The following is an 18106-nucleotide window of genomic DNA, read 5'->3' as shown; positions in this document are numbered from 1 at the left end:
GCGTGCGCCAGAGCATTCCGCATCCAGTGGATCCGGCAGCGCTGGTGGGTTGCGTTGAAGACCCGGCGCGCCGCTGCCCGCAGGCCCTTGTGGTCGCCGGCGATGACCAGCTTGACGCCGCGCAGCCCGCGGCTGGCGAGGCTGCGCAGAAACTCGGTCCAGAAGGTTTCGGCCTCCGATGGGCCGGTCGCAACACCCAGAACCTCGCGCTTGCCGTCCTCGTTCACAGCCACAGCAATTATCACGGCACGGCTGACGATCCGGCCTCCCTCGCGCACCTTCAGATAGGTCGCATCGAGCCACAGATAGGGCCAGCATCCCTCCAGCGGCCGGGACAGGAAGGCATTCACCCGCTCGTCGATCCTGGCACACAGGCGGCTGACCTGGCTCTTCGACACGCCGCCAGCACCCATGGCCTTCACCAGATCGTCCACTGACCGGGTCGAGACCCCGTGGACGCAGGACTCATGGATCACCGCCACCAGGGCCTTCTCAGCCGTCCGCCGCGGCTCGAGGAAGCTGGGGAAGTAGCTGCCCTTGCGCAGCTTCGGGATCTCCAGCGCGATCCGGCCCGCCCGGGTGTCCCAGTCGCGCTCCCTATATCCATTGCGCTGAACCTCGCGCAGGGGAGAGCGGGCGCCCTTCGCCGCTTCCGGCGCGCGCCTCAACCTCCGCTTCCATGATGCGCTGGGCTGCGAAGGCCAGCATCTCACGCACCAGGCCGCCATCAGCCTGCTTTTCAACAAGCTCCATAAGGGTCATTCTGTCGCCGGTCATCGTCGTCTCCGTTCCAGGTTACAGGTCTTCCAACCCGAACCTGCTCCGAAGACCGGCGGTGGCCACCAGCCTCAACCACGGCCGCGCGCTGCGCTACGCCGGGGCTCCGCGCCCATGGCCATTGCATCAACCGCCCAACAGGGCAATCATGCCGCCGAGACTCTACTCCCGGATGGATCGTAAACGGGGCTCACACCACTTCCCATTTCCTCATCCTCGCAACTCCGCCCGCAGTCGCTGAGCGCGTCCTCGAAGAACTCGGAAAGCAGAGGTAGACCATGGAGATATTCGGCGGTGCGGGCATCATGGGCCGCCGCCACCAGGTCGATCTGCCGGTCCTCGTCCATCGCATTGACGGAACTGCAGATTTCGAGCGCGGCGGGGTCGTTGCCACGGGCTTCAAGCACGCTCACCATGTGGTCGTCGGTGGCGTTGGACCCCGGGTCGGAGACGGCGGGCAGGTCCTTCACCTCGAACTGAAGGGCCCTGGCAATGATGATTTAGACCTGTTCGGTCGAAACCGAGAGTTCGATGTCGGGCGTCTCGTCGGAAAGCATCGGTCAGTCTCCCCTGCTGAACCGACCGGAACGCCCTGGCCCTCAAGCGGATTCCACTGCGCACAAAATTTGACTCTCCCGCCCAATTCCCCTATTTGCCCACCATCACATGACGGCTTGAACGTCTTCAGGCGGTCTCACACATGGGGTTCTGACATTCCCGGGGGGTGAGGCGGCCAACATCCGGCAGCGAGCTTCGCCCCCGGGTGCGAAACGCTTTTGGGCTAAAGGACACGGACCATGTTTGACACCTTAAGCGATCGCCTGTCGGGCATTCTGGACAAGATCACCGGACGCGGCGCCCTGTCGGAAGGAGACGTCGAGGACGCGCTGCGCGAAGTGCGCCGCGCGCTGCTCGAAGCCGACGTGGCGCTCGAGGTGGTGAAGTCCTTCACCGACAAGGTGCGCGAGAAGGCGGTGGGCGCCGAGATCGTGAAGTCCGTGAAGCCCGGCCAGATGGTGGTCAAGATCGTCCATGACGCGATGGTCGAGACGCTGGGCGGCGGTGAAGCCTCCGCCCTCAATCTCCGCGCCTCGCCGCCCGTCGCCATTCTCATGGTGGGCCTGCAGGGCTCCGGCAAGACGACGACCACCGCGAAGATCGCCAAGCGCCTGACCGAGCGCGACAAGCGCCGCGTGCTGATGGCCTCACTCGACACCCGCCGCCCCGCCGCGCAGGAGCAGCTCGCCATCCTTGGCAAGCAGGTCAAGGTCGACACGCTGCCCATCGTTCCCGGCCAGCAGCCGATTGAAATTGCCAAGCGCGCCATGTCGGAAGCCCGCAAGGGCGGCTATGACGTCGTGATGCTCGACACCGCGGGCCGCCTGTCGATCGACGAGGAACTGCTCGCGGAAGCCGCTGCCGTGCGCGACATCGTGAAGCCGAACGAAACGCTGCTCGTCGCCGATGCGCTCACCGGCCAGGATGCCGTGGTGCTGGCGCGAAACTTCGATGAGAAGATCGGTGTCTCCGGCATCGTGCTGACCCGTATCGACGGCGATGGCCGCGGTGGTGCGGCCCTTTCGATGCGCCAGGTGACGGGCAAGCCCATCAAGCTGATGGGCACGGGCGAAAAGCTCGACGGGCTGGAGGACTTCCACCCGGAGCGCATCGCCGGCCGCATCCTCGGCATGGGCGATGTGGTCTCTCTCGTTGAGAAAGCTGCCCTCAACATCGACCAGGCCAAGGCGCAGAAGATCGCCGAGCGCATGAAGAAGGGCGCTTTCGATCTCGACGACCTGTCCGACCAGCTGAAGCAGCTGCAGAAGCTGGGCGGCATGGGCGGCGTGATGAACATGCTGCCCGGCATGGGCAAGATCAGGAAGCAGATGGAGGGTATGGACCTCGACAACAAGCTGTTGAAGCGCCAGATGGCGATCATCAGCTCGATGACGCCTTACGAGCGCCGGAACCCCAAGGTGATGGACGCCAGGCGCAAGAAGCGCGTGGCCGCGGGCTCCGGCACCAAGGTCGAGGAGATCAACCGCCTTCTCAAGATGCACATCCAGATGGCCGGCATGATGAAGCAGATGGGCCAGGGCAAGGGCCTGTTCGGCAAGATGATGGGCAAGGGCGCGCCCGATGCCGCCGAACTCGAGAAGATGCAGGCGGAACTCGCAGGGCTGGACCCCGAGGCGCTGCCCGAGGATTTGAAGGAGATGATGAAGGGTGGCTCGCTCCCCTCCATGCCGTGGCTTCCGGGCCTCGGGGCGGGAAAGCTTCCCGGTCTCGGCGGATTGCCGGGGCTGGGCGGCAACTTGCCCTTCAAGGGATTGCCGGGGCTGGGGAAGAAGAAGTGATTCCGACGATGGAAACCAGCCGCCTGCTGCTGCGCGCGTGGCGCGAGTCTGACTTCGAGGCCTATGCGGCCTTCCGGGCGGACCCAGAGGCCTGCCGCCATATCGGCGTTCTGTCCCGTGGCGATGCATGGCGGGCCATGGCGTTCTGTGCCGGCCACTGGAACTTGCTTGGATTCGGTTTCTGGTCACTTGAGCTTAAGGCCACTGGCGAGAATGTGGGGTATTGCGGTCCTTACTTTCCCAAGGAGTGGCCCGAGCCGGAGATTGGCTGGGGCATCTTCCGCCCGCACCAGGGCAAAGGCTATGCGACCGAGGCCGCCGCGCGCTCGCTTCTATACGCCTATGAAACGCTTGGCTGGACAACGGCAATCAGCCTTGTCGCCAATTCCAACAAGGCTTCGATTGCCGTGGCCGAAAGACTGGGTGCTGCACCCGAAGCACCTTACGAATACCGCGGGGAAACCTGCACCATTTACCGACACCTCAACCGTGAAGCATTTCAACTGCATTCCAAGGAGAAAATGAAATGGCAGTAAAGATGAGGCTCGCCCGCGCGGGTTCCAAGAAGCGCCCCTATTACCACATCGTGATCGCCGACGCGGCCGCGCCCCGCGACGGCAAGTTCATCGACGTGGTCGGCGCCTTCAACCCGATGCTGAAGAAGGACGACGCCAACCGCGTGAAGCTCGATGCCGAGAAGGCCGCCCAATGGCTGAAGAAGGGCGCGCAGCCCACCGACCGCGTGCTGCGATTCCTCGACAAGGCCGGGCTTGCCAAGCGCGAAGCCCGCAACAACCCGCAGAAGGCCCAGCCCGGCAAGAAGCGCCAGGAGCGCGAGAAGGCCGCCGCGGCGGCCGTTGCCGCCAACGGCTGAGCCTAGCCCATGGCGCCGCGCGGCATGGTCCTTGTCGGCGCCATCACCGCTGCACATGGCATCCGGGGCGAGGTGAGGCTGAGGAGCTTCACCGCGGACCCCGCGGCCATCGCCTCCTACTCGCCGCTGGAAACAGCGTCGGGGCGGAAGATCGAGATCGCGAAGCTGCGCGCCCGGAAGGAGGGCTTCATCGCCATCCTGAAGGGTGTCGCCGGCCGCAACGCGGCGGAGGCGCTTCGGGGCACGGAACTCTTCGTGCCGCGCGAGCGCCTTCCCGAGACCGGCGACGGCGAGGTCTATGTGCATGACCTCATCGGCATGCCGGTTCACCTGGCCGATGGCGCGCTCCTGGGCGAGATCGTTGACGTGGCGGATTATGGGGCGGGCGACCTGATCGACGTGAAGGTCGAGGGCCGCAACGGCACGGTGCTGATCCCCTTCGCAGACCAGTATGTGCTGGAGACGGCGGAGGACCGGATCGTGGTCGATCTGCCCGAGGGCTACCTCGATGCCGAGGCAAAGCGGGAGGATGAGGAGCGATGAGCTTCAATGCCCCCATCTTCAAGTCCACCGTGCTGACCCTCTTCCCGGAAATGTTTCCGGGGCCGCTGGGCCTCTCGCTCGCCGGACGCGCGCTGGAACAGGGTATCTGGTCGCTGGAAGCGCGCGACATCCGCGCCTCCGCCACCGACCGCCACCGCACGGTGGACGATCACCCGGCGGCCGGCGGCGCGGGCATGGTGCTGAAGCCCGATGTGCTGGCGGCGGCGATCGATGCCGCCCCACATGAAGGTCCGAGGCTGCTGATGAGCCCGCGCGGCGAACCGCTCTCCCAGAGGCTCGTGCGCGAGCTGGCGGGAGGCCCCGGCTGCCTCATCGTCTGCGGCCGCTTCGAGGGCGTGGACGAGCGGGTGATCGAGAAGCGCCAACTGCGCGAGGTCTCGATCGGGGATTACGTGCTGTCGGGCGGAGAGCCGGCCGCACTGGTGCTGCTCGACGCCATCGTGAGGCTGCTGCCCGGAGTCATGGGAAAGCAGGCTTCGGGCGAAGAGGAAAGTTTCGAAGGGGGGCTCCTGGAGCACCCGCACTACACCAAGCCCAATGTTTGGGAAGGTGTTGAAATTCCGGGTATTCTCCTCTCCGGCGACCACAAGGCGATTGCCCGGTGGAAGCAGGAGCGGCGGGAAGCCCTGACCAGGGAAAGACGGCCCGACCTGTGGCAGCGCCACCAGTCGGGAAAGAATTGATTTTGAACCGGGTTGGGGCTATAGGCCCGCATCCCTTTAAGGAAGACAGTCAGTCATGGATATCATCGCTCAGCTCGAAAAAGAGCAGGCCGCAGTCGTGGCCGCCCAGCGCGCCGTGCCGGAATTCGGCCCGGGCGACACCGTCATCGTCAACGTGAAGGTCAAGGAAGGCGACCGTTCGCGCGTGCAGGCCTATGAGGGCGTGTGCATCGCCCGCTCCGGCGGCGGCCTGAACGAGAACTTCACTGTCCGCAAGATGTCCTACGGCGAGGGCGTGGAGCGCGTGTTCCCGGTCTTCTCGCCCATGATCGACTCGATCAAGGTGGTGCGCCGTGGTGCGGTCCGCCGCGCCAAGCTTTATTACCTCCGTGGCCGCACCGGTAAGTCGGCCCGCATCGCCGAGAAGCAGAAGGCCATGGGCCTCGCCGCGGCGCCCGAGAAGGCCGCCGAGTGAACCGGGAGCTCACGCGCCCGCCGCACCCATTCCTGAAGGGCCGGATTGATCCGGCCCTTTTGCTTTGATCCGGGAGCCACCGCCATGACCGACGCTTACTTCGAGCAGAACCGCCTGAACTGGGATGACCGCGCCGAGATTCATATCCGGGACGAGGCGGGCGGCTATCGCATCGAGGCCTTCCTCGCCGGCGAGGACAATCTCCATGACATCGAGCATGACGAGATCGGCAATGTCTCGGGACTTCGCATCGCGCATCTTCAGTGTCACATCGGCATCGACACGCTGTGCCTGGCGCGGCGGGGCGCGAGCTGCGTGGGCCTCGACTTCTCGCCCAAAGCCATTGCCGCGGCGCGCATGCTGGCGGCGAAGACGGGCCTCGACGTGCCCTTCGTCGAAGGCAATGTTTATGACGCGCGCCAGCTGATCGAGGGTGACTTCGACATGGTCTATGTCACCTGGGGCGCCATCGGCTGGCTGCCGGACATTGGCCGCTGGGCCCGTGTCGTGGCCTCTCTGCTGAAGCCTGGCGGACGGCTCTATCTGCTCGAAGGCCACCCATCCTTCATGCAGATCGACGAGACTGCGGAGGACCTGCGCATCGGCTTCGACTGGAAGAACCCGCCGGACGAGCCGCTGACCATGAACGAGGAGACGACCTATACCGGAGACACGGCGAAGATCGTCCACGCGGTGACGCACGAGTGGCTGCACCCGATCTCGGAGGTCGTGAACGCCGTGATCGATGCCGGTCTTTCAATCGAAAGATTGAACGAACACGAACGGCTCGCGTGGCAGTTCGCGCCCTGGATGGCGCCGGTCGAGGGCCGCCGCCGCATGTGGGCGATACCCGAGGGCCTGCCGAAGATGCCGGTGGCCTATTCGATCCGTGCACGGAAGACATAAAGGCAAACTGCCGACCGCCGTCTTCTCCCGGTCCTTCGGCGGGAGAAGACGGGACCCGTTGCGAAGCAACGGGGAGATGAGGGCAAGTGGAGTGAGATAGATCGCTAGCGCCTTCCCCTCACCTACCCCAACTTCGTTGGGGCCCCCTCCTCTCCCGCAGGCGGGAGAGGACGATGATGCAATGATCATTCTTCCGCGCCGCGCACGCGCACCACGGTGACGGTGCAGGGCGCTTCCATGGCCACCTTGCCGGAGACGCTGCCCAGGATCCTGCGCATCGTCGAGTTGGCGCGGGCCCCCATCACGATGTGATCGACGTTGTTGACGCGGGCATAGTCGAGGATCTTGTCCGCCGGGTCGATGGCTTCCAGCACGTGATAGGTGACGCGGCCCTGCGCCACCTTCATCGGCCTGGTCCAGTCCTTGAGGCCGACGAGGCGTGCCACATGCTTGTTGTTGCCCTCATCGTCGAGCGACTGGTCCATGGCGATGCGGTTGAGCTTCAGCACATTCAGCACCGCAAGCCGCGCCTCCGGCGAACGCTCGAGGATGCGCTGCAAAGTGCGCCTGATCTTGCCGGCGAGCTCCGGCGTCATGTCATCGAGGTTGACGGCAGCGGCGACGATGGGGGCGTCGGAGGCCTCCGCCTCGCGCTCCAGAGGCTTGTCGATCAGCGTGCGATGCGGTTCGCCCTTGCGCTTGAGCACGGCAAAGAAGCCATCCTTCTCCAGCTTCCCGGCGCGCGCGGTGAGCTGCACTTGGGTCGGGTTCCGCAGGTCATGGGCCAGCTGTGCGGGCGTCGGATAGCGGCGGCCGGCCTTCACCTCGAGACAGCGCAGTACGATCTCCTGGAACCAAGGCGGAATATCGGGCCTAAGCTTGCGCGGCGGCACGGGGTCGCGCCACAGCCGCTTCTTGAGGCCCTTGAACTTCTGCGGGTCGCCGAAGGGGCGCACCCCGGTGGCGAAGAAATACATCAGGCAGCCGATGGCGAAGATGTCGCTCCTGGGATCGCTGCGGATGCCCATCACCTGTTCCGGCGCCATGTAGGGCGCGGTGCCATAGGGCACGCGGAATTCCTCCTGCAGCAGATCGGGCAGGTCGCGGTGATGGGCGAGGCCATAATCGATCAGCACCGTCTCGCCCGTGGGGCGGAACATGATGTTGGAGGGCTTGATGTCGAGGTGAATGACACCCTGCCGGTGCAGGGCCTCCACCGCATCGGCAAGGCCAGCGCCGATCGCCGCCACCTTCTCCGCCGGCATGGGCACATGGTCGATCTGCGGCAGCAGCGTTTCGCCGGTGAGGCGCTCCATCACGATATAGGGCTGCACCGCGAAATCGCCATTGGCGATGTGGCGCGGCACATGCGGGCCCTTAAGGCGCGGCATGATCATCTGCTCCATCTCGAAGCTGACGATGGCCGCGGGGTCCTCGCCCTCCTGCAGCACCGGGATCTTCATGAGACAGGAGGTGGGATCGCCCTCGCGCGTCACCTCCCACAGGCTCGCCATGCCGCCGCGGTGGATGAGCTCGCCGATGGTGAAGCCATCGAGCACGGCACCGGTCTCAAGTCGCGTCTTGGCCATGGATCAGGTTCCGCTGATGAGGCGCTCGGCCAGGCGCTCCGGCAGACCGGCATCGCGCACGCGCTGGGCGGTGGCCTCATAATCATAGGTGGCGCGGTGGAAGGTGAGCTCGCGCGAGCCCGTGTCATAGGTCAGGAACGAAGCCGCCGGGTTGCCGTCGCGCGGCTGGCCCACCGCACCCGCCACGGCCAGCCACTGGCGCTGCGGGCTCAAGGGCACCGCGGTGTTGGTGGTGGGCGTATGCGCGATCACCTTGGCGGTGGCGGTGAGGCAATAGACCTGCGGCCGGTGCACATGGCCCACGAAGGTGACGCGCGCTTTCACCGCCAGCAGCGACTGCATGGCGGTTGCCGCATCGAGCACATAGATCCAGTCCGCCGGGTTCGAAGCATCGGCATGGACGAAGAGCATGTCCTCCAGCATCGCCGTCATCGGCAAGCCGGAGAGGAAGCCGCGCGAAGACTCGCTGAGGCGCGGCTTGGTCCAAGCAATGGCCGCCGCGGCTCCGTCATTCATGGAGGCCTTCGCGCCGACCGCGGCGGCATCATGATTGCCCATCAGGCAGATCGCGCCCTGCGTGACGAGGCCAGCGATCCGCTGCGTCACCGGCTCGGGATCGGGGCCATAGCCCACCACGTCGCCGAGGATGACGAGGCGGTCGACCTTCAGGCCCGCCAGGGCCGCGAGGCTCGCCTCAAGCGCCGGCGCATTGGCATGCACGTCGCTGATGATGCCGAGCCGCATGGCCGTCCTCCCGTCGCCTCACATTGCCGGGTTTGCGTGACCCGGACCTTGAACTGAATCAAATTCTGCAAAACAGAACGGCCGCATGAGGTTCGCCCATGCGGCCGATGACTGTCACGTCGGTCCGCCGCTCAGCGGTGGATGTCGACGTTGCGGGTGTCCTTCACGAACAGCATGCCGATGACGAGCGTCATGCCGGCGATGATGATCGGATACCAGAGACCCGAGTAGATGTTGCCGGTGGCCGCCACGATCGCGAAGGCGAAGGTGGGCAGCAAGCCGCCGAACCAGCCATTGCCGATGTGATAAGGCAGCGACATGGAAGAGTAACGGATGCGGGTCGGGAACATTTCGACCAGCATGGCGGCAATCGGGCCATAGACCATGGTGACGAGCAGCACCAAGAGCCACAGAAGGAAGATCACCATCGGGGCATTCCACTTGGCGGGATCGGCCTTGGCCGGATAGCCTGCAGCCTTCAGTGCGCCGCCGAGTGCTGCGTTGAAGCCTTCGGTCATGGCAGAACCGAAGCCGCCGGCCTTGACGGCTGCATCGACCAGAGTGCCCAGCGCCACGGTCTTGTCGGGGGCGTTCTTGAAGGCGTCCGACGCCATGCCGGCAGCGATGAGGCCGGCGAGCGTCTTATCTTTCGCCGGGTCGTCATTGTGGCGGCCGTCCTTCAGGCCGGCGGCCGTGACGAATTCGCCGATCGCCGTATCGGCCGCAGCCGCCACAGCGGCGATGCCATCAACGCCGGCAGCCTTGAGTGAGGCCGCGAGCTCCTCGTTCTTGGGCTTTGCCTGCTCGGCGATCTGTGCGGCCGAGAAGGACGGGATGGTCACGTCGCCGATCTTGATCTGGGCGGAGCCTGCCGGGCCAGCTTCGTTGCTGTAGGGTACGCCGGCCTTGACCAGCGCCGTCTTCGCGATGTCGCAGGCCGAGGTGAACTTGGACGTGCCTACGGGATTGAACTGGAATGAGCAGTCCGCCGGGTCGGCCACCACCGTCACCTTCGACTTCGCCATGGCGTCATAAAGCGCCGGGTTGGCGTTCTTCGTGATCTGCTCGAAGATCGTGAAATAGGAGGCCAACGCCAGGAAACAGCCGAGCATGATGATCGGCTTGCGGCCAATCTTGTCCGACAGCCAGCCCCAGAAGATGAAGAAGGGCGTGCCGAGCGCCAGCGACGCGGCGATCCACAGATTGGCCGAGACCGGATCGACCTTCAGCGTCTGGGTGAGGAAGAACAGGGCATAGAACTGGCCCGTGTACCACACCACAGCCTGGCCGGCGACGAGGCCGAACAGCGCGAGAATAACGATCTTCAGGTTGCCCCAGTTGGCGAAGGCTTCGGTGAGCGGGGCCTTGGAGCCCTTGCCCTCTTCCTTCATCTTCTGGAACACTGGCGACTCGTTCAGCATCAGACGGATCCAGACGGAGATCGCCAGCAGCACAACCGAGAGCAGGAACGGAATGCGCCAGGCCCAGACATCGAACTCAGGGCCAAAGTAAGTGCGGCACCCGAGGATGACGAGCAGCGAGAGGAACAGGCCGAGCGTCGCCGTGGTCTGGATCCACGAGGTATAGAGGCCGCGCTTGTTATCCGGCGCGTGCTCGGCCACATAGGTGGCCGCACCGCCATATTCACCGCCCAGCGCCAGGCCCTGCAGCACGCGCAGCAGCACGAGGATGATGGGCGCCGCAATGCCGATCGTGGCGTAAGTCGGCAGGAGGCCGACGCCAAAGGTCGACAGACCCATGATCAGGATGGTGATGAGGAAGGTATACTTGCGGCCGACGAGATCGCCGAGGCGGCCGAACACGAGGGCACCGAAGGGGCGCACGATGAAGCCCGCCGCGAAGGCGGCAAGCGCGAAGATGAAGCCCGCCGTCTCGTTGACGCCGGAGAAGAACTGCTTGGCGATGATGGCCGCCAGCGAGCCATAAAGATAGAAGTCGTACCACTCGAACACCGTGCCGAGCGAGGAGGCGAAGACGACCATCGCCTTGCCTTGATCGAGGTCACCCTTGACGTGACCCGTCGCTGTGTTTGCCATATGTCTCCCCTTTGAACCGCATGCCCCAGCCGGGGCATCGCGTGGTTGCCGCGGATCGGGCGAGACCTCTCCCTAGGCCACCCATCCTTGGGTGCTGAGTCATATCTGCAATGCGCGCCCACGTTTATTGGACTTTCGCAGGGTCTGCTCAGCAATGCTTTCGCACCTGCGGCAGGTATATGATTTTGCAGGAACAATGGCATGCCGCCAAGGTTCCGCTTGCCAGCCGCGGGTCGATCTCCTATACACCCGCCACCGCACGGTCGCCCAGGTAGCTCAGTTGGTAGAGCAGCGGACTGAAAATCCGCGTGTCGGTGGTTCGATTCCGCCCCTGGGCACCATTTTTTCTTCGACATTGCGGTGACTTGGGTGACGGAGGCTGTAGCGGCGCAGGCGTCAGAATTGGCGCTGGGTGCGCCCGGGGTGTGCGGAGCAGTGAAATACAGCGAAACAGGCTGAAGCGGAGTGAGCCAGTCAGGCTGACCTGCCCCTAAAGATTTCCTCCAGATAGATTTAGAGTCCGGGCCAGGAGATGGAGACGGACGATGAAGAGGAAGCGGTTTACGGAAGAGCAGATCATCTGCATCCTGCGGGAGCAGGAGGCGGGAGCGAAGACGGCGGACCTTGCCCGGAAGCATGGGGTCTCGGAGGCGACGCTCTATAACTGGAAAGCGAAGTTCGGCGGGATGGACGTCTCGGATGCCAGGCGCCTGAAGGCTCTGGAGGACGAGAATGGCAAGCTGAAGCGGTTGCTGGCCGACGCCATGCTGGACAACACGGCCCTGAAGGACCTTCTGTCAAAAAAATGGTAAGGCCCGCCGCCAAGCGTGAGGCTGTCGCACATCTGAGAGAGCACTTCCAGATGAGCGAGCGCCGGGCCTGCACCGTGCTTGCCGCCGACCGCAAGACGATCCGCTACACGTCACGGAGGCCACCGGAGACGGAGCTGCGGGAGAAGCTGCGAGACCTTGCCAACCAGCGCCGAAGGTTCGGCTACCGAAGGCTGTTCATCCTGCTGCGGCGGGAGGGCGAGCCCTCGGGCATCAACCGCATCTACCGGCACAACCCATGAGGAAGGGCTGGGGGTGCGCAGGCGCAAGGGCCGCAAGCGGGCCACTGGCATCAGGGCGCCTATCCTCGTGGAGGCAAGGCCGAATGCCCGGTGGTCGCTGGACTTCGTACATGACCAGATGGCGAACGGCCGGCGGTTCAGGATCCTAAACATCGTCGACGACGTCACCCATGAATGCCTGGCCGCTATCCCGGACACCTCGATTTCCGGCCACCGCGTGGCCAGGGAGCTCACGGCTCTCATCGAGCGGAGAGGCAGGCCCGGCATGATCGTCAGCGATGGACGAGGACCAGGAAACGATCCAGTGGATCGTTTCCCCGAGGACGGGAACCGAGCTCACCTCGCATGCCATCTTCGCCTGGGCGAAGGATCAGCGCATCGCGTGGCACTACATCATGCCGGGGAAGCCCATGCAGAACGGCTACGTTGAAAGCTTCAATGGCAAGATGCGGGACGAGCTGCTGAACGAGACCTTGTTCTTCTCTCTCGACCAGGTCCGAGAGGCGGTCGCCGAGTGGGCCGCGGACTACAACACCCGAAGGCCGCACTCGTCGCTGGCCTATGAAACGCCCGCGGCCTACGCCGCGAAGTTCGCAGCAACAGGCTGGCACGCTACGCCCCTCCGGGGCTCCGCATGCCAGCCTGTTGCTCAACCCGCCCAACCGGGCATACAACAGGCCAAGACTCTAAAAGCTGCTGGATGAAAATTCAGTGGCAGGTCATCCCGGTCCCTTGCCTTCCGGACCTTCGAAATCAGTCCGCAGGTAGGACAAATGGTAGGACAGTCTCAGTGGTTCCAGAAGATTGTCTCGCTATTTCAATATCATAAGACTGATAAAGTGGCGGAGAGGGAGGGATTCGAACCCCCGGTACGGTCACCCGTACTCCGCATTTCGAGTGCGGCGCGATCGACCACTCTGCCACCTCTCCGCTATACAGGCGTGCCTGAGGATCGCGGGCGGTTGATAGCCGACGATCAGGGTCCTGCCAACCCCCTTTTGGGCCGATTTTCCGCAAGGTTGACTTGCGCCCTCCCGCTGGTTAGAAACCGCCCGGTCAAGAACAGGCAGGATATCAGGCGGGCCATGGCCCTTTTTGCCGCCATCGCTGGTTTGAGTTGCGCCGCTTCCGCGGGCCGCACGCGCCGTGCCGTGGCTGTGAAACGCGCGAAAACCACCAAGACGGCGTGAGCCTTCTCCCCCGGCCTTCCCCCGCGGGGGTGGAGGGCCGAACCCTTTCTTGCCCGAAAGCGGAGCGGACGCGCTCGCGGGGGACGGGCTGGACGGCTAGCAGGAGTAAGAACATGGGTTACAAGGTTGCGGTCGTCGGCGCCACGGGCAATGTGGGCCGCGAAATGCTGGCGATCCTCGAGGAGCGCCAGTTTCCGGTGGATGAAGTGCATGCCATCGCCTCGCGCAAGTCGATGGGCGTCGAAGTCTCCTTCGGCGACAGGACGCTGAAGTGCCAGGACCTCGAGCAGTTCGATTTCTCCAAGGTCGATTTCTGCCTGATGTCGGCGGGCTCCGCCGTGTCGAAGGACTGGTCGCCCAGGATCGGCGCTGCCGGCTGCATCGTCATCGACAATTCCTCCTGCTGGCGCTACGACCCGGATGTGCCGCTCGTCGTTCCGGAGGTGAACGCCAATGTGCTGTCCGGCTACATGGCGCGGAACAACCGCCGCAACATCATCGCCAATCCCAATTGCTCCACCGCCCAGCTTGTCGTGGTGCTGAAGCCGCTGCATGACGTGGCCAGGATCAAGCGCGTCGTCGTCGCCACCTATCAGTCAGTCTCGGGGGCCGGCAAGGAAGGCCTCGACGAGCTTTGGAACCAGACCAAGGGCATCTTCGTCACCGACCAGCCCACGCCGAAGAAGTTCACCAAGCAGATCGCCTTCAACGTCATTCCGCACATCGACGTGTTCATGGATTCGGGCGACACCAAAGAGGAGTGGAAGATGGTGGCCGAGACCAAGAAGATCCTCGACCCCAGGATCAAGCTCACCGCAACTTGCGTGCGCGTTCCGGTGTTCGTCGGTCACTCCGAGGCCGTGAACATCGAGTTCGAGCAGCCGATCTCGGCCGAGGAGGCGCGCGAGATCCTGCGCGAGGCGCCGGGCTGCATGGTGATCGACAAGCGCGAGAACGGCGGCTACATTACGCCGGTCGAATGCGTGGGCGACTTTGCCACCTTCATCTCGCGCATCCGCGAGGACGCGACGATCGAGAACGGCCTCAACATGTGGGTCGTCTCCGACAATCTGCGCAAGGGCGCGGCGCTGAACGCCGTGCAGATCGCCGAGAGCATGATCAACCGCGGGCTCGTCAAAAAGGCCGCCTGAAGCGTTGCGCCAGCGCGCCGCGGCGATCAGCTGATCACGCGGCCCCAGGCGGCAGCACCCAGCACTGGGCCCACCTTGCCCGTCTGCAGCAGCGCCACGCATCCCGTGGCGTCGGGCGTCAGCAAACCGTCCTTGGGCAGCGACACCTGCGTGGCCGCACCTGTCCACATCGCGGCGGGCGCCAGCTTGCGCACGACATTGGTGTAGCTCACCTCGCGCCCCGCCATCTCGCCCTTCTCGATCTTCACCGAGATCCGGTCGAGAATGGGCATCACCCACAGCGTCGCCTCGCCCTGGCCGACGCCCGCCTCGAAGACCAGTTCCTTGTCCTTGCCGGCGATGCTCAGCGCCACGGGCCAGGACGGCCGGCGGGACTGCTCCAGCACCGCGAGGACTTCGGAGCGCTGGCTTCCCACCATCTGCTTTTGGCCATTGACGATCATCTGAGGGGTGTAGACATCCATGTCGCCGCGAGCTTTGGCATAGTCATACTGGCGCTGCGAGAAGTCAGGCCCTGCCAGCGTGTCTTTCCAGCCGAGATAGTCCCAGTAGTCGACGTGGAAGGTGAGCGCCAGCACGCCCGGCTTGTCGCGGATCTCGCCCAGCAGCCGGTCAGCCGGGGGGCAGGAGTTGCAGCCCTGGCTCGAGAACAGCTCCACCACCACGTCGACCGGCTTCGCCGCCCGGGCAGGCCCAGCCAGAAGCGAAACGCCCACCCCAGCACCAAGTGCAAGACAGTCGCGGCGGGTGATGGAAAGAATGTCAAGCATGCTTTCTTATGCCGTGAAGAGCCCGTGAGCGCCACTCACGAGCCGTCCAGGCCGTTCACGAAAGCGTGCAGGTCTTCACCCCGCCCTGGCGAGGTTGCGCAGCACGTAAGGCATGATTCCGCCGTTCTTATAATAGTCCAACTCATCGAGTGTATCGATGCGGCAGAGCACCTGGGCCAAAGCCTTGGAGCCATCCGCACGGGTGATTTCCACCGCCATGGCGGCGCGCGGCCTCAGGCCTTCAGCGAGGCCCTTGATGGTGACGGTCTCGTCGCCTTTCAGACCCAGCGTCTGCCAGCCTTCACCGTCGCGGAACTGCAGCGGCACAACGCCCATGCCGATCAGGTTCGAGCGGTGGATGCGCTCGAAGCTCTGCGCGATCACGGCGCGCACGCCGAGAAGCCTGGTGCCCTTGGCCGCCCAGTCGCGTGACGAGCCGGTGCCATATTCCTTGCCGGCGAAGATGACGAGCGGCGTGCCCTTTTCGGCATATTTCATCGCCGCGTCATAGATCGGCATGGTCTCGCCGCCGGGATAGAACTTGGTGACGCCGCCTTCCACACCCGGCACCATCTGGTTCTTGATGCGGATATTGGCGAAGGTGCCGCGCATCATCACCTCGTGGTGGCCGCGGCGCGCGCCGTAGCTGTTGAAGTCGACCTTCTCCACGCCGCGCGCGTTGAGATACATGCCGGCCGGAGAGGCCGCCTTGATGTCACCGGCGGGCGAGATGTGGTCTGTCGTGATCGAGTCGAGGAACAGACCGAGAATGCGGGCATTCTCGACGTCCTTCACCGGCGCCGGAGTCATGCTAAGCTCCTCGAAATAGGGGGGGTTCGCCACATAGGTGCTCTTCTGGTCCCAGGCATAGTTCATGCCCTTTGTCACTTTGATGGCGCGCCAGTGCTTGTCGCCCCTGAACACGTCCTTGTAGCGGGACGCATAGGCCTTGCGCGTGACGTTCCTGCGCACCGCGGCGGCGATGTCCTTGGAACTGGGCCAGATGTCTTTCAGGTAGACGGGCTTGCCCTTCCTGTCGTAGCCGAGCGGGTCCTTCGTCAGGTCCACGTTCAGCGAACCGGCCAGCGCATAGGCGACGACAAGCGGCGGGGAGGCGAGATAGTTGGCGCGCACGTCGGGGTTCACGCGGCCTTCGAAGTTGCGGTTGCCGGAGAGCACCGCGGCCGCCACGAGATCGTTCTTGCGGATCGAATCCGAAATGTTCCCGGGCAGCGGACCGGAATTGCCGATGCAGGTGGTGCAGCCATAGCCGACGAGATTGAAGCCGATTTTGTCGAGGTCCTTCTGCAGGCCTGAGCTATCGAGATACTCGGTGACGACCTGGCTGCCGGGGGCGAGCGAGGTCTTAACCCATGGCTTCACCGTGATTCCGGCCTTCACCGCGTTGCGCGCCAAGAGCCCGGCGCCGATCATCACGGAGGGGTTCGAGGTATTGGTGCAGGATGTGATGGCGGCGATCACCACGTCGCCGTGGCCCAGATCGTAGTTGGCGTTCTCGACCTTGAAGCGCTTGGAGAGTTCCCCGGCCTTCTTGAACTCGCCGGCCATCACCTTGGCGAAACCGGCGGCGGCATTGCCCAGTTCCACGCGGTCCTGCGGGCGCTTCGGCCCGGCCATGGACGGCACCACGGTGGCGAGGTTCAGTTCGAGCGTATCGGAGAACACGGGCTCTTCCGCCTTGGGCGTCCAGAACATGTCCTGTGCCTTGGCGTATTTCTCGACGAGCGCCACCTGCGCGGCGGAACGCGCCGTGCCCTTGAGGTAGCCGATGGTCTCGGCATTGACGGGGAAAAAGCCGCAGGTCGCGCCATATTCCGGCGCCATGTTGGCGACCGTCGCCATGTCCTCGAGCGAGAGGTGCGCAAGGCCCGGGCCATGGAATTCCACGAACTTGCCGACCACGCCCTTGTTGCGCAGCATCTGCGTGACTGTCAGCACAAGGTCGGTCGCCGTCGTGCCTTCAGGCAGCGTACCGTCAAGCCGGAAGCCCACCACCTCGGGGATCAGCATGGAGATGGGCTGGCCCAGCATCGCGGCCTCGGCCTCGATACCGCCCACACCCCAGCCCAGAACGGCGAGCCCATTCACCATGGTGGTGTGCGAATCGGTGCCGACCAGCGTGTCGGGATAGGCATAGGTCACGGTCTTGCCCTTCACCTTTTCGGTGCGGGTCCAAACGGTCTTGGCCAGATATTCGAGGTTCACCTGGTGGCAGATGCCGGTGCCCGGCGGCACGACGCGGAAATTGTCAAACGCCCCCTGCCCCCACTTGAGGAAGGTATATCGCTCGCCATTGCGGTCATATTCGAGGTTGACGTTGTTCCTGAAGGCCTTCGAATTGGCGAAGAAGTCAACCATCACCGAGTGGTCGATGACGAGGTCGACGGGGGCAAGCGGATTGATCTTCTTGGGGTCCTTGCCGAGGCCCTTCATCGCGTCGCGCATGGCGGCGAGGTCGACCACCGCCGGAACGCCTGTGAAATCCTGCATCAGCACGCGGGCCGGGCGGAAGGCGATTTCCTTCTCGTCCTTGCCACGGTTCTGCACCCACTTGGCAACCGCCACGATGTCGTCCTTGGTCACCGACCGGCCATCCTCGAAGCGCAGCAGGTTTTCGAGCAGCACCTTCAGCGAATAAGGCAGCTTGGAAATGCCGGCCAGGCCGTTCTTCTCGGCCGCCTTGAGGCTGAAATAGGTATAGGTCTTGCCGCCGGCCTTGAGGGTCTTGCGGCACGTGAAGCTGTCGAGCGACATCGGGGGCCTCTTTCAGGAATGGGATGCCGCCCTTCTAATCGCTTTGCCGCCGCGGCACCAGTTGAACCAAGGGTGGAAGCCATGAATTGGTTCGATGGCTCCTCCGTCTTCTCCCGCCTTGCGGTAGAGGACGAATAGCAGCG

Annotated in this window: 14 protein-coding genes, 2 tRNA genes and 2 pseudogenes; 10 read left to right on the top strand and 8 right to left on the bottom strand. The window is 64.3% G+C overall.

Going from position 1 to position 18106, the window contains the following annotated elements:
• Positions 1 to 777 (bottom strand): annotated as a pseudogene (locus IOC82_RS16970) (IS256 family transposase); the annotation flags it as partial.
• Positions 778 to 923: 146 nt separating this feature from the next.
• A complete protein-coding gene (locus tag IOC82_RS16965; protein ID WP_290547378.1) occupies positions 924 to 1247 on the bottom strand; it encodes a hypothetical protein in 324 nt (107 codons plus the stop codon).
• Between the two features lie 327 nt (positions 1248 to 1574).
• Between IOC82_RS16965 and ffh the strand changes: the two genes are divergently transcribed.
• From ffh to IOC82_RS16930, 7 genes are all read left to right on the top strand, one after another.
• Positions 1575 to 3134 (top strand): signal recognition particle protein, encoded by a 1560-nt coding sequence (gene ffh / locus IOC82_RS16960; protein WP_290547377.1) that lies wholly within the window; start codon positions 1575 to 1577, stop codon positions 3132 to 3134.
• Positions 3135 to 3142: 8 nt separating this feature from the next.
• The gene (locus tag IOC82_RS16955) at positions 3143 to 3670 is read left to right on the top strand and encodes a GNAT family N-acetyltransferase (RefSeq protein ID WP_290547376.1); all 528 of its coding nucleotides are present in this window, start codon (positions 3143 to 3145) and stop codon (positions 3668 to 3670) included.
• Positions 3661 to 4008, top strand: a complete 348-nt coding sequence (rpsP, locus tag IOC82_RS16950) for a 30S ribosomal protein S16 (protein WP_290547375.1) — start codon at positions 3661 to 3663, stop codon at positions 4006 to 4008. Before IOC82_RS16955 ends, rpsP begins: the two co-directional genes overlap by 10 nt.
• 9 nt (positions 4009 to 4017) lie before the next feature.
• Entirely contained in the window at positions 4018 to 4551 is a 534-nt protein-coding gene (gene rimM, locus IOC82_RS16945; protein ID WP_290547374.1) for a ribosome maturation factor RimM, read from the top strand.
• A complete protein-coding gene (gene trmD, locus IOC82_RS16940) occupies positions 4548 to 5255 on the top strand; it encodes a tRNA (guanosine(37)-N1)-methyltransferase TrmD (protein WP_290547373.1) in 708 nt (235 codons plus the stop codon). Before rimM ends, trmD begins: the two co-directional genes overlap by 4 nt.
• Positions 5256 to 5310: 55 nt before the next feature.
• Positions 5311 to 5709 (top strand): 50S ribosomal protein L19, encoded by a 399-nt coding sequence (rplS, locus tag IOC82_RS16935; protein WP_290547372.1) that lies wholly within the window; start codon positions 5311 to 5313, stop codon positions 5707 to 5709.
• A gap of 84 nt (positions 5710 to 5793) precedes the next feature.
• Entirely contained in the window at positions 5794 to 6615 is an 822-nt protein-coding gene (locus IOC82_RS16930; protein WP_290547371.1) for a bifunctional 2-polyprenyl-6-hydroxyphenol methylase/3-demethylubiquinol 3-O-methyltransferase UbiG, read from the top strand.
• Positions 6616 to 6800: 185 nt separating this feature from the next.
• On the opposite strand, the gene IOC82_RS16925 is transcribed toward IOC82_RS16930, so the two are convergent.
• From IOC82_RS16925 to IOC82_RS16915, 3 genes are all read right to left on the bottom strand, one after another.
• Positions 6801 to 8204, bottom strand: a complete 1404-nt coding sequence (locus tag IOC82_RS16925) for a bifunctional serine/threonine-protein kinase/universal stress protein (protein WP_290547370.1) — start codon at positions 8202 to 8204, stop codon at positions 6801 to 6803.
• 3 nt (positions 8205 to 8207) lie between these two features.
• Entirely contained in the window at positions 8208 to 8948 is a 741-nt protein-coding gene (locus IOC82_RS16920) for a metallophosphoesterase family protein (protein WP_290547369.1), read from the bottom strand.
• A 131-nt stretch (positions 8949 to 9079) separates the two neighbouring features.
• Complete coding sequence (locus IOC82_RS16915) at positions 9080 to 11005, bottom strand: MFS transporter (RefSeq protein ID WP_290547368.1); 1926 nt, start codon at positions 11003 to 11005, stop codon at positions 9080 to 9082.
• A gap of 265 nt (positions 11006 to 11270) precedes the next feature.
• On the opposite strand from IOC82_RS16915, the gene IOC82_RS16910 reads away from it, so the two are divergent.
• Positions 11271 to 11346, top strand: a tRNA-Phe gene (locus IOC82_RS16910).
• A 204-nt stretch (positions 11347 to 11550) separates the two neighbouring features.
• A pseudogene (locus IOC82_RS16905) lies at positions 11551 to 12781 on the top strand (IS3 family transposase).
• Between the two features lie 136 nt (positions 12782 to 12917).
• Here the strand turns inward: IOC82_RS16905 and IOC82_RS16900 are convergent.
• Positions 12918 to 13007: transfer RNA gene (locus IOC82_RS16900), tRNA-Ser, on the bottom strand.
• Between the two features lie 373 nt (positions 13008 to 13380).
• Between IOC82_RS16900 and IOC82_RS16895 the strand changes: the two genes are divergently transcribed.
• Entirely contained in the window at positions 13381 to 14418 is a 1038-nt protein-coding gene (locus tag IOC82_RS16895; RefSeq protein ID WP_290547367.1) for an aspartate-semialdehyde dehydrogenase, read from the top strand.
• Between the two features lie 26 nt (positions 14419 to 14444).
• Here the strand turns inward: IOC82_RS16895 and IOC82_RS16890 are convergent, their stop codons facing one another.
• Together IOC82_RS16890 and acnA are read right to left on the bottom strand one after the other, a co-directional pair.
• Positions 14445 to 15188, bottom strand: coding sequence for a thioredoxin family protein (locus tag IOC82_RS16890; protein ID WP_290547366.1), 744 nt, complete (start codon positions 15186 to 15188; stop codon positions 14445 to 14447).
• A gap of 75 nt (positions 15189 to 15263) precedes the next feature.
• The gene (acnA, locus tag IOC82_RS16885) at positions 15264 to 17963 is read right to left on the bottom strand and encodes an aconitate hydratase AcnA (protein WP_290547365.1); all 2700 of its coding nucleotides are present in this window, start codon (positions 17961 to 17963) and stop codon (positions 15264 to 15266) included.
• Positions 17964 to 18106: the final 143 nt, after the last annotated feature.

The sequence above is a fragment of the Aestuariivirga sp. genome (assembly GCF_020252395.1).
In the GTDB taxonomy this organism is placed as follows: Bacteria; Pseudomonadota; Alphaproteobacteria; order Rhizobiales; family Aestuariivirgaceae; genus Aestuariivirga.
The sequence above is the reverse complement of the archived record's forward strand: the minus strand, read 5'-3'. Positions and strand labels throughout refer to the sequence as shown.

Coding starts and splice junctions, on each gene's coding strand:
- ffh (WP_290547377.1), top strand. CDS start 1,575: ATGTTTGACACCTTAAGCGATCGCCTGTCGGGCATTCTGGACAAGATC.
- trmD (WP_290547373.1), top strand. CDS start 4,548: ATGAGCTTCAATGCCCCCATCTTCAAGTCCACCGTGCTGACCCTCTTC.
- rplS (WP_290547372.1), top strand. CDS start 5,311: ATGGATATCATCGCTCAGCTCGAAAAAGAGCAGGCCGCAGTCGTGGCC.
- IOC82_RS16920 (WP_290547369.1), bottom strand. CDS start 8,948: ATGCGGCTCGGCATCATCAGCGACGTGCATGCCAATGCGCCGGCGCTT.
- IOC82_RS16925 (WP_290547370.1), bottom strand. CDS start 8,204: ATGGCCAAGACGCGACTTGAGACCGGTGCCGTGCTCGATGGCTTCACC.
- IOC82_RS16915 (WP_290547368.1), bottom strand. CDS start 11,005: ATGGCAAACACAGCGACGGGTCACGTCAAGGGTGACCTCGATCAAGGC.
- IOC82_RS16890 (WP_290547366.1), bottom strand. CDS start 15,188: ATGCTTGACATTCTTTCCATCACCCGCCGCGACTGTCTTGCACTTGGT.
- IOC82_RS16930 (WP_290547371.1), top strand. CDS start 5,794: ATGACCGACGCTTACTTCGAGCAGAACCGCCTGAACTGGGATGACCGC.
- IOC82_RS16955 (WP_290547376.1), top strand. CDS start 3,143: ATGGAAACCAGCCGCCTGCTGCTGCGCGCGTGGCGCGAGTCTGACTTC.
- acnA (WP_290547365.1), bottom strand. CDS start 17,963: ATGTCGCTCGACAGCTTCACGTGCCGCAAGACCCTCAAGGCCGGCGGC.
- rpsP (WP_290547375.1), top strand. CDS start 3,661: ATGGCAGTAAAGATGAGGCTCGCCCGCGCGGGTTCCAAGAAGCGCCCC.
- IOC82_RS16895 (WP_290547367.1), top strand. CDS start 13,381: ATGGGTTACAAGGTTGCGGTCGTCGGCGCCACGGGCAATGTGGGCCGC.
- rimM (WP_290547374.1), top strand. CDS start 4,018: ATGGCGCCGCGCGGCATGGTCCTTGTCGGCGCCATCACCGCTGCACAT.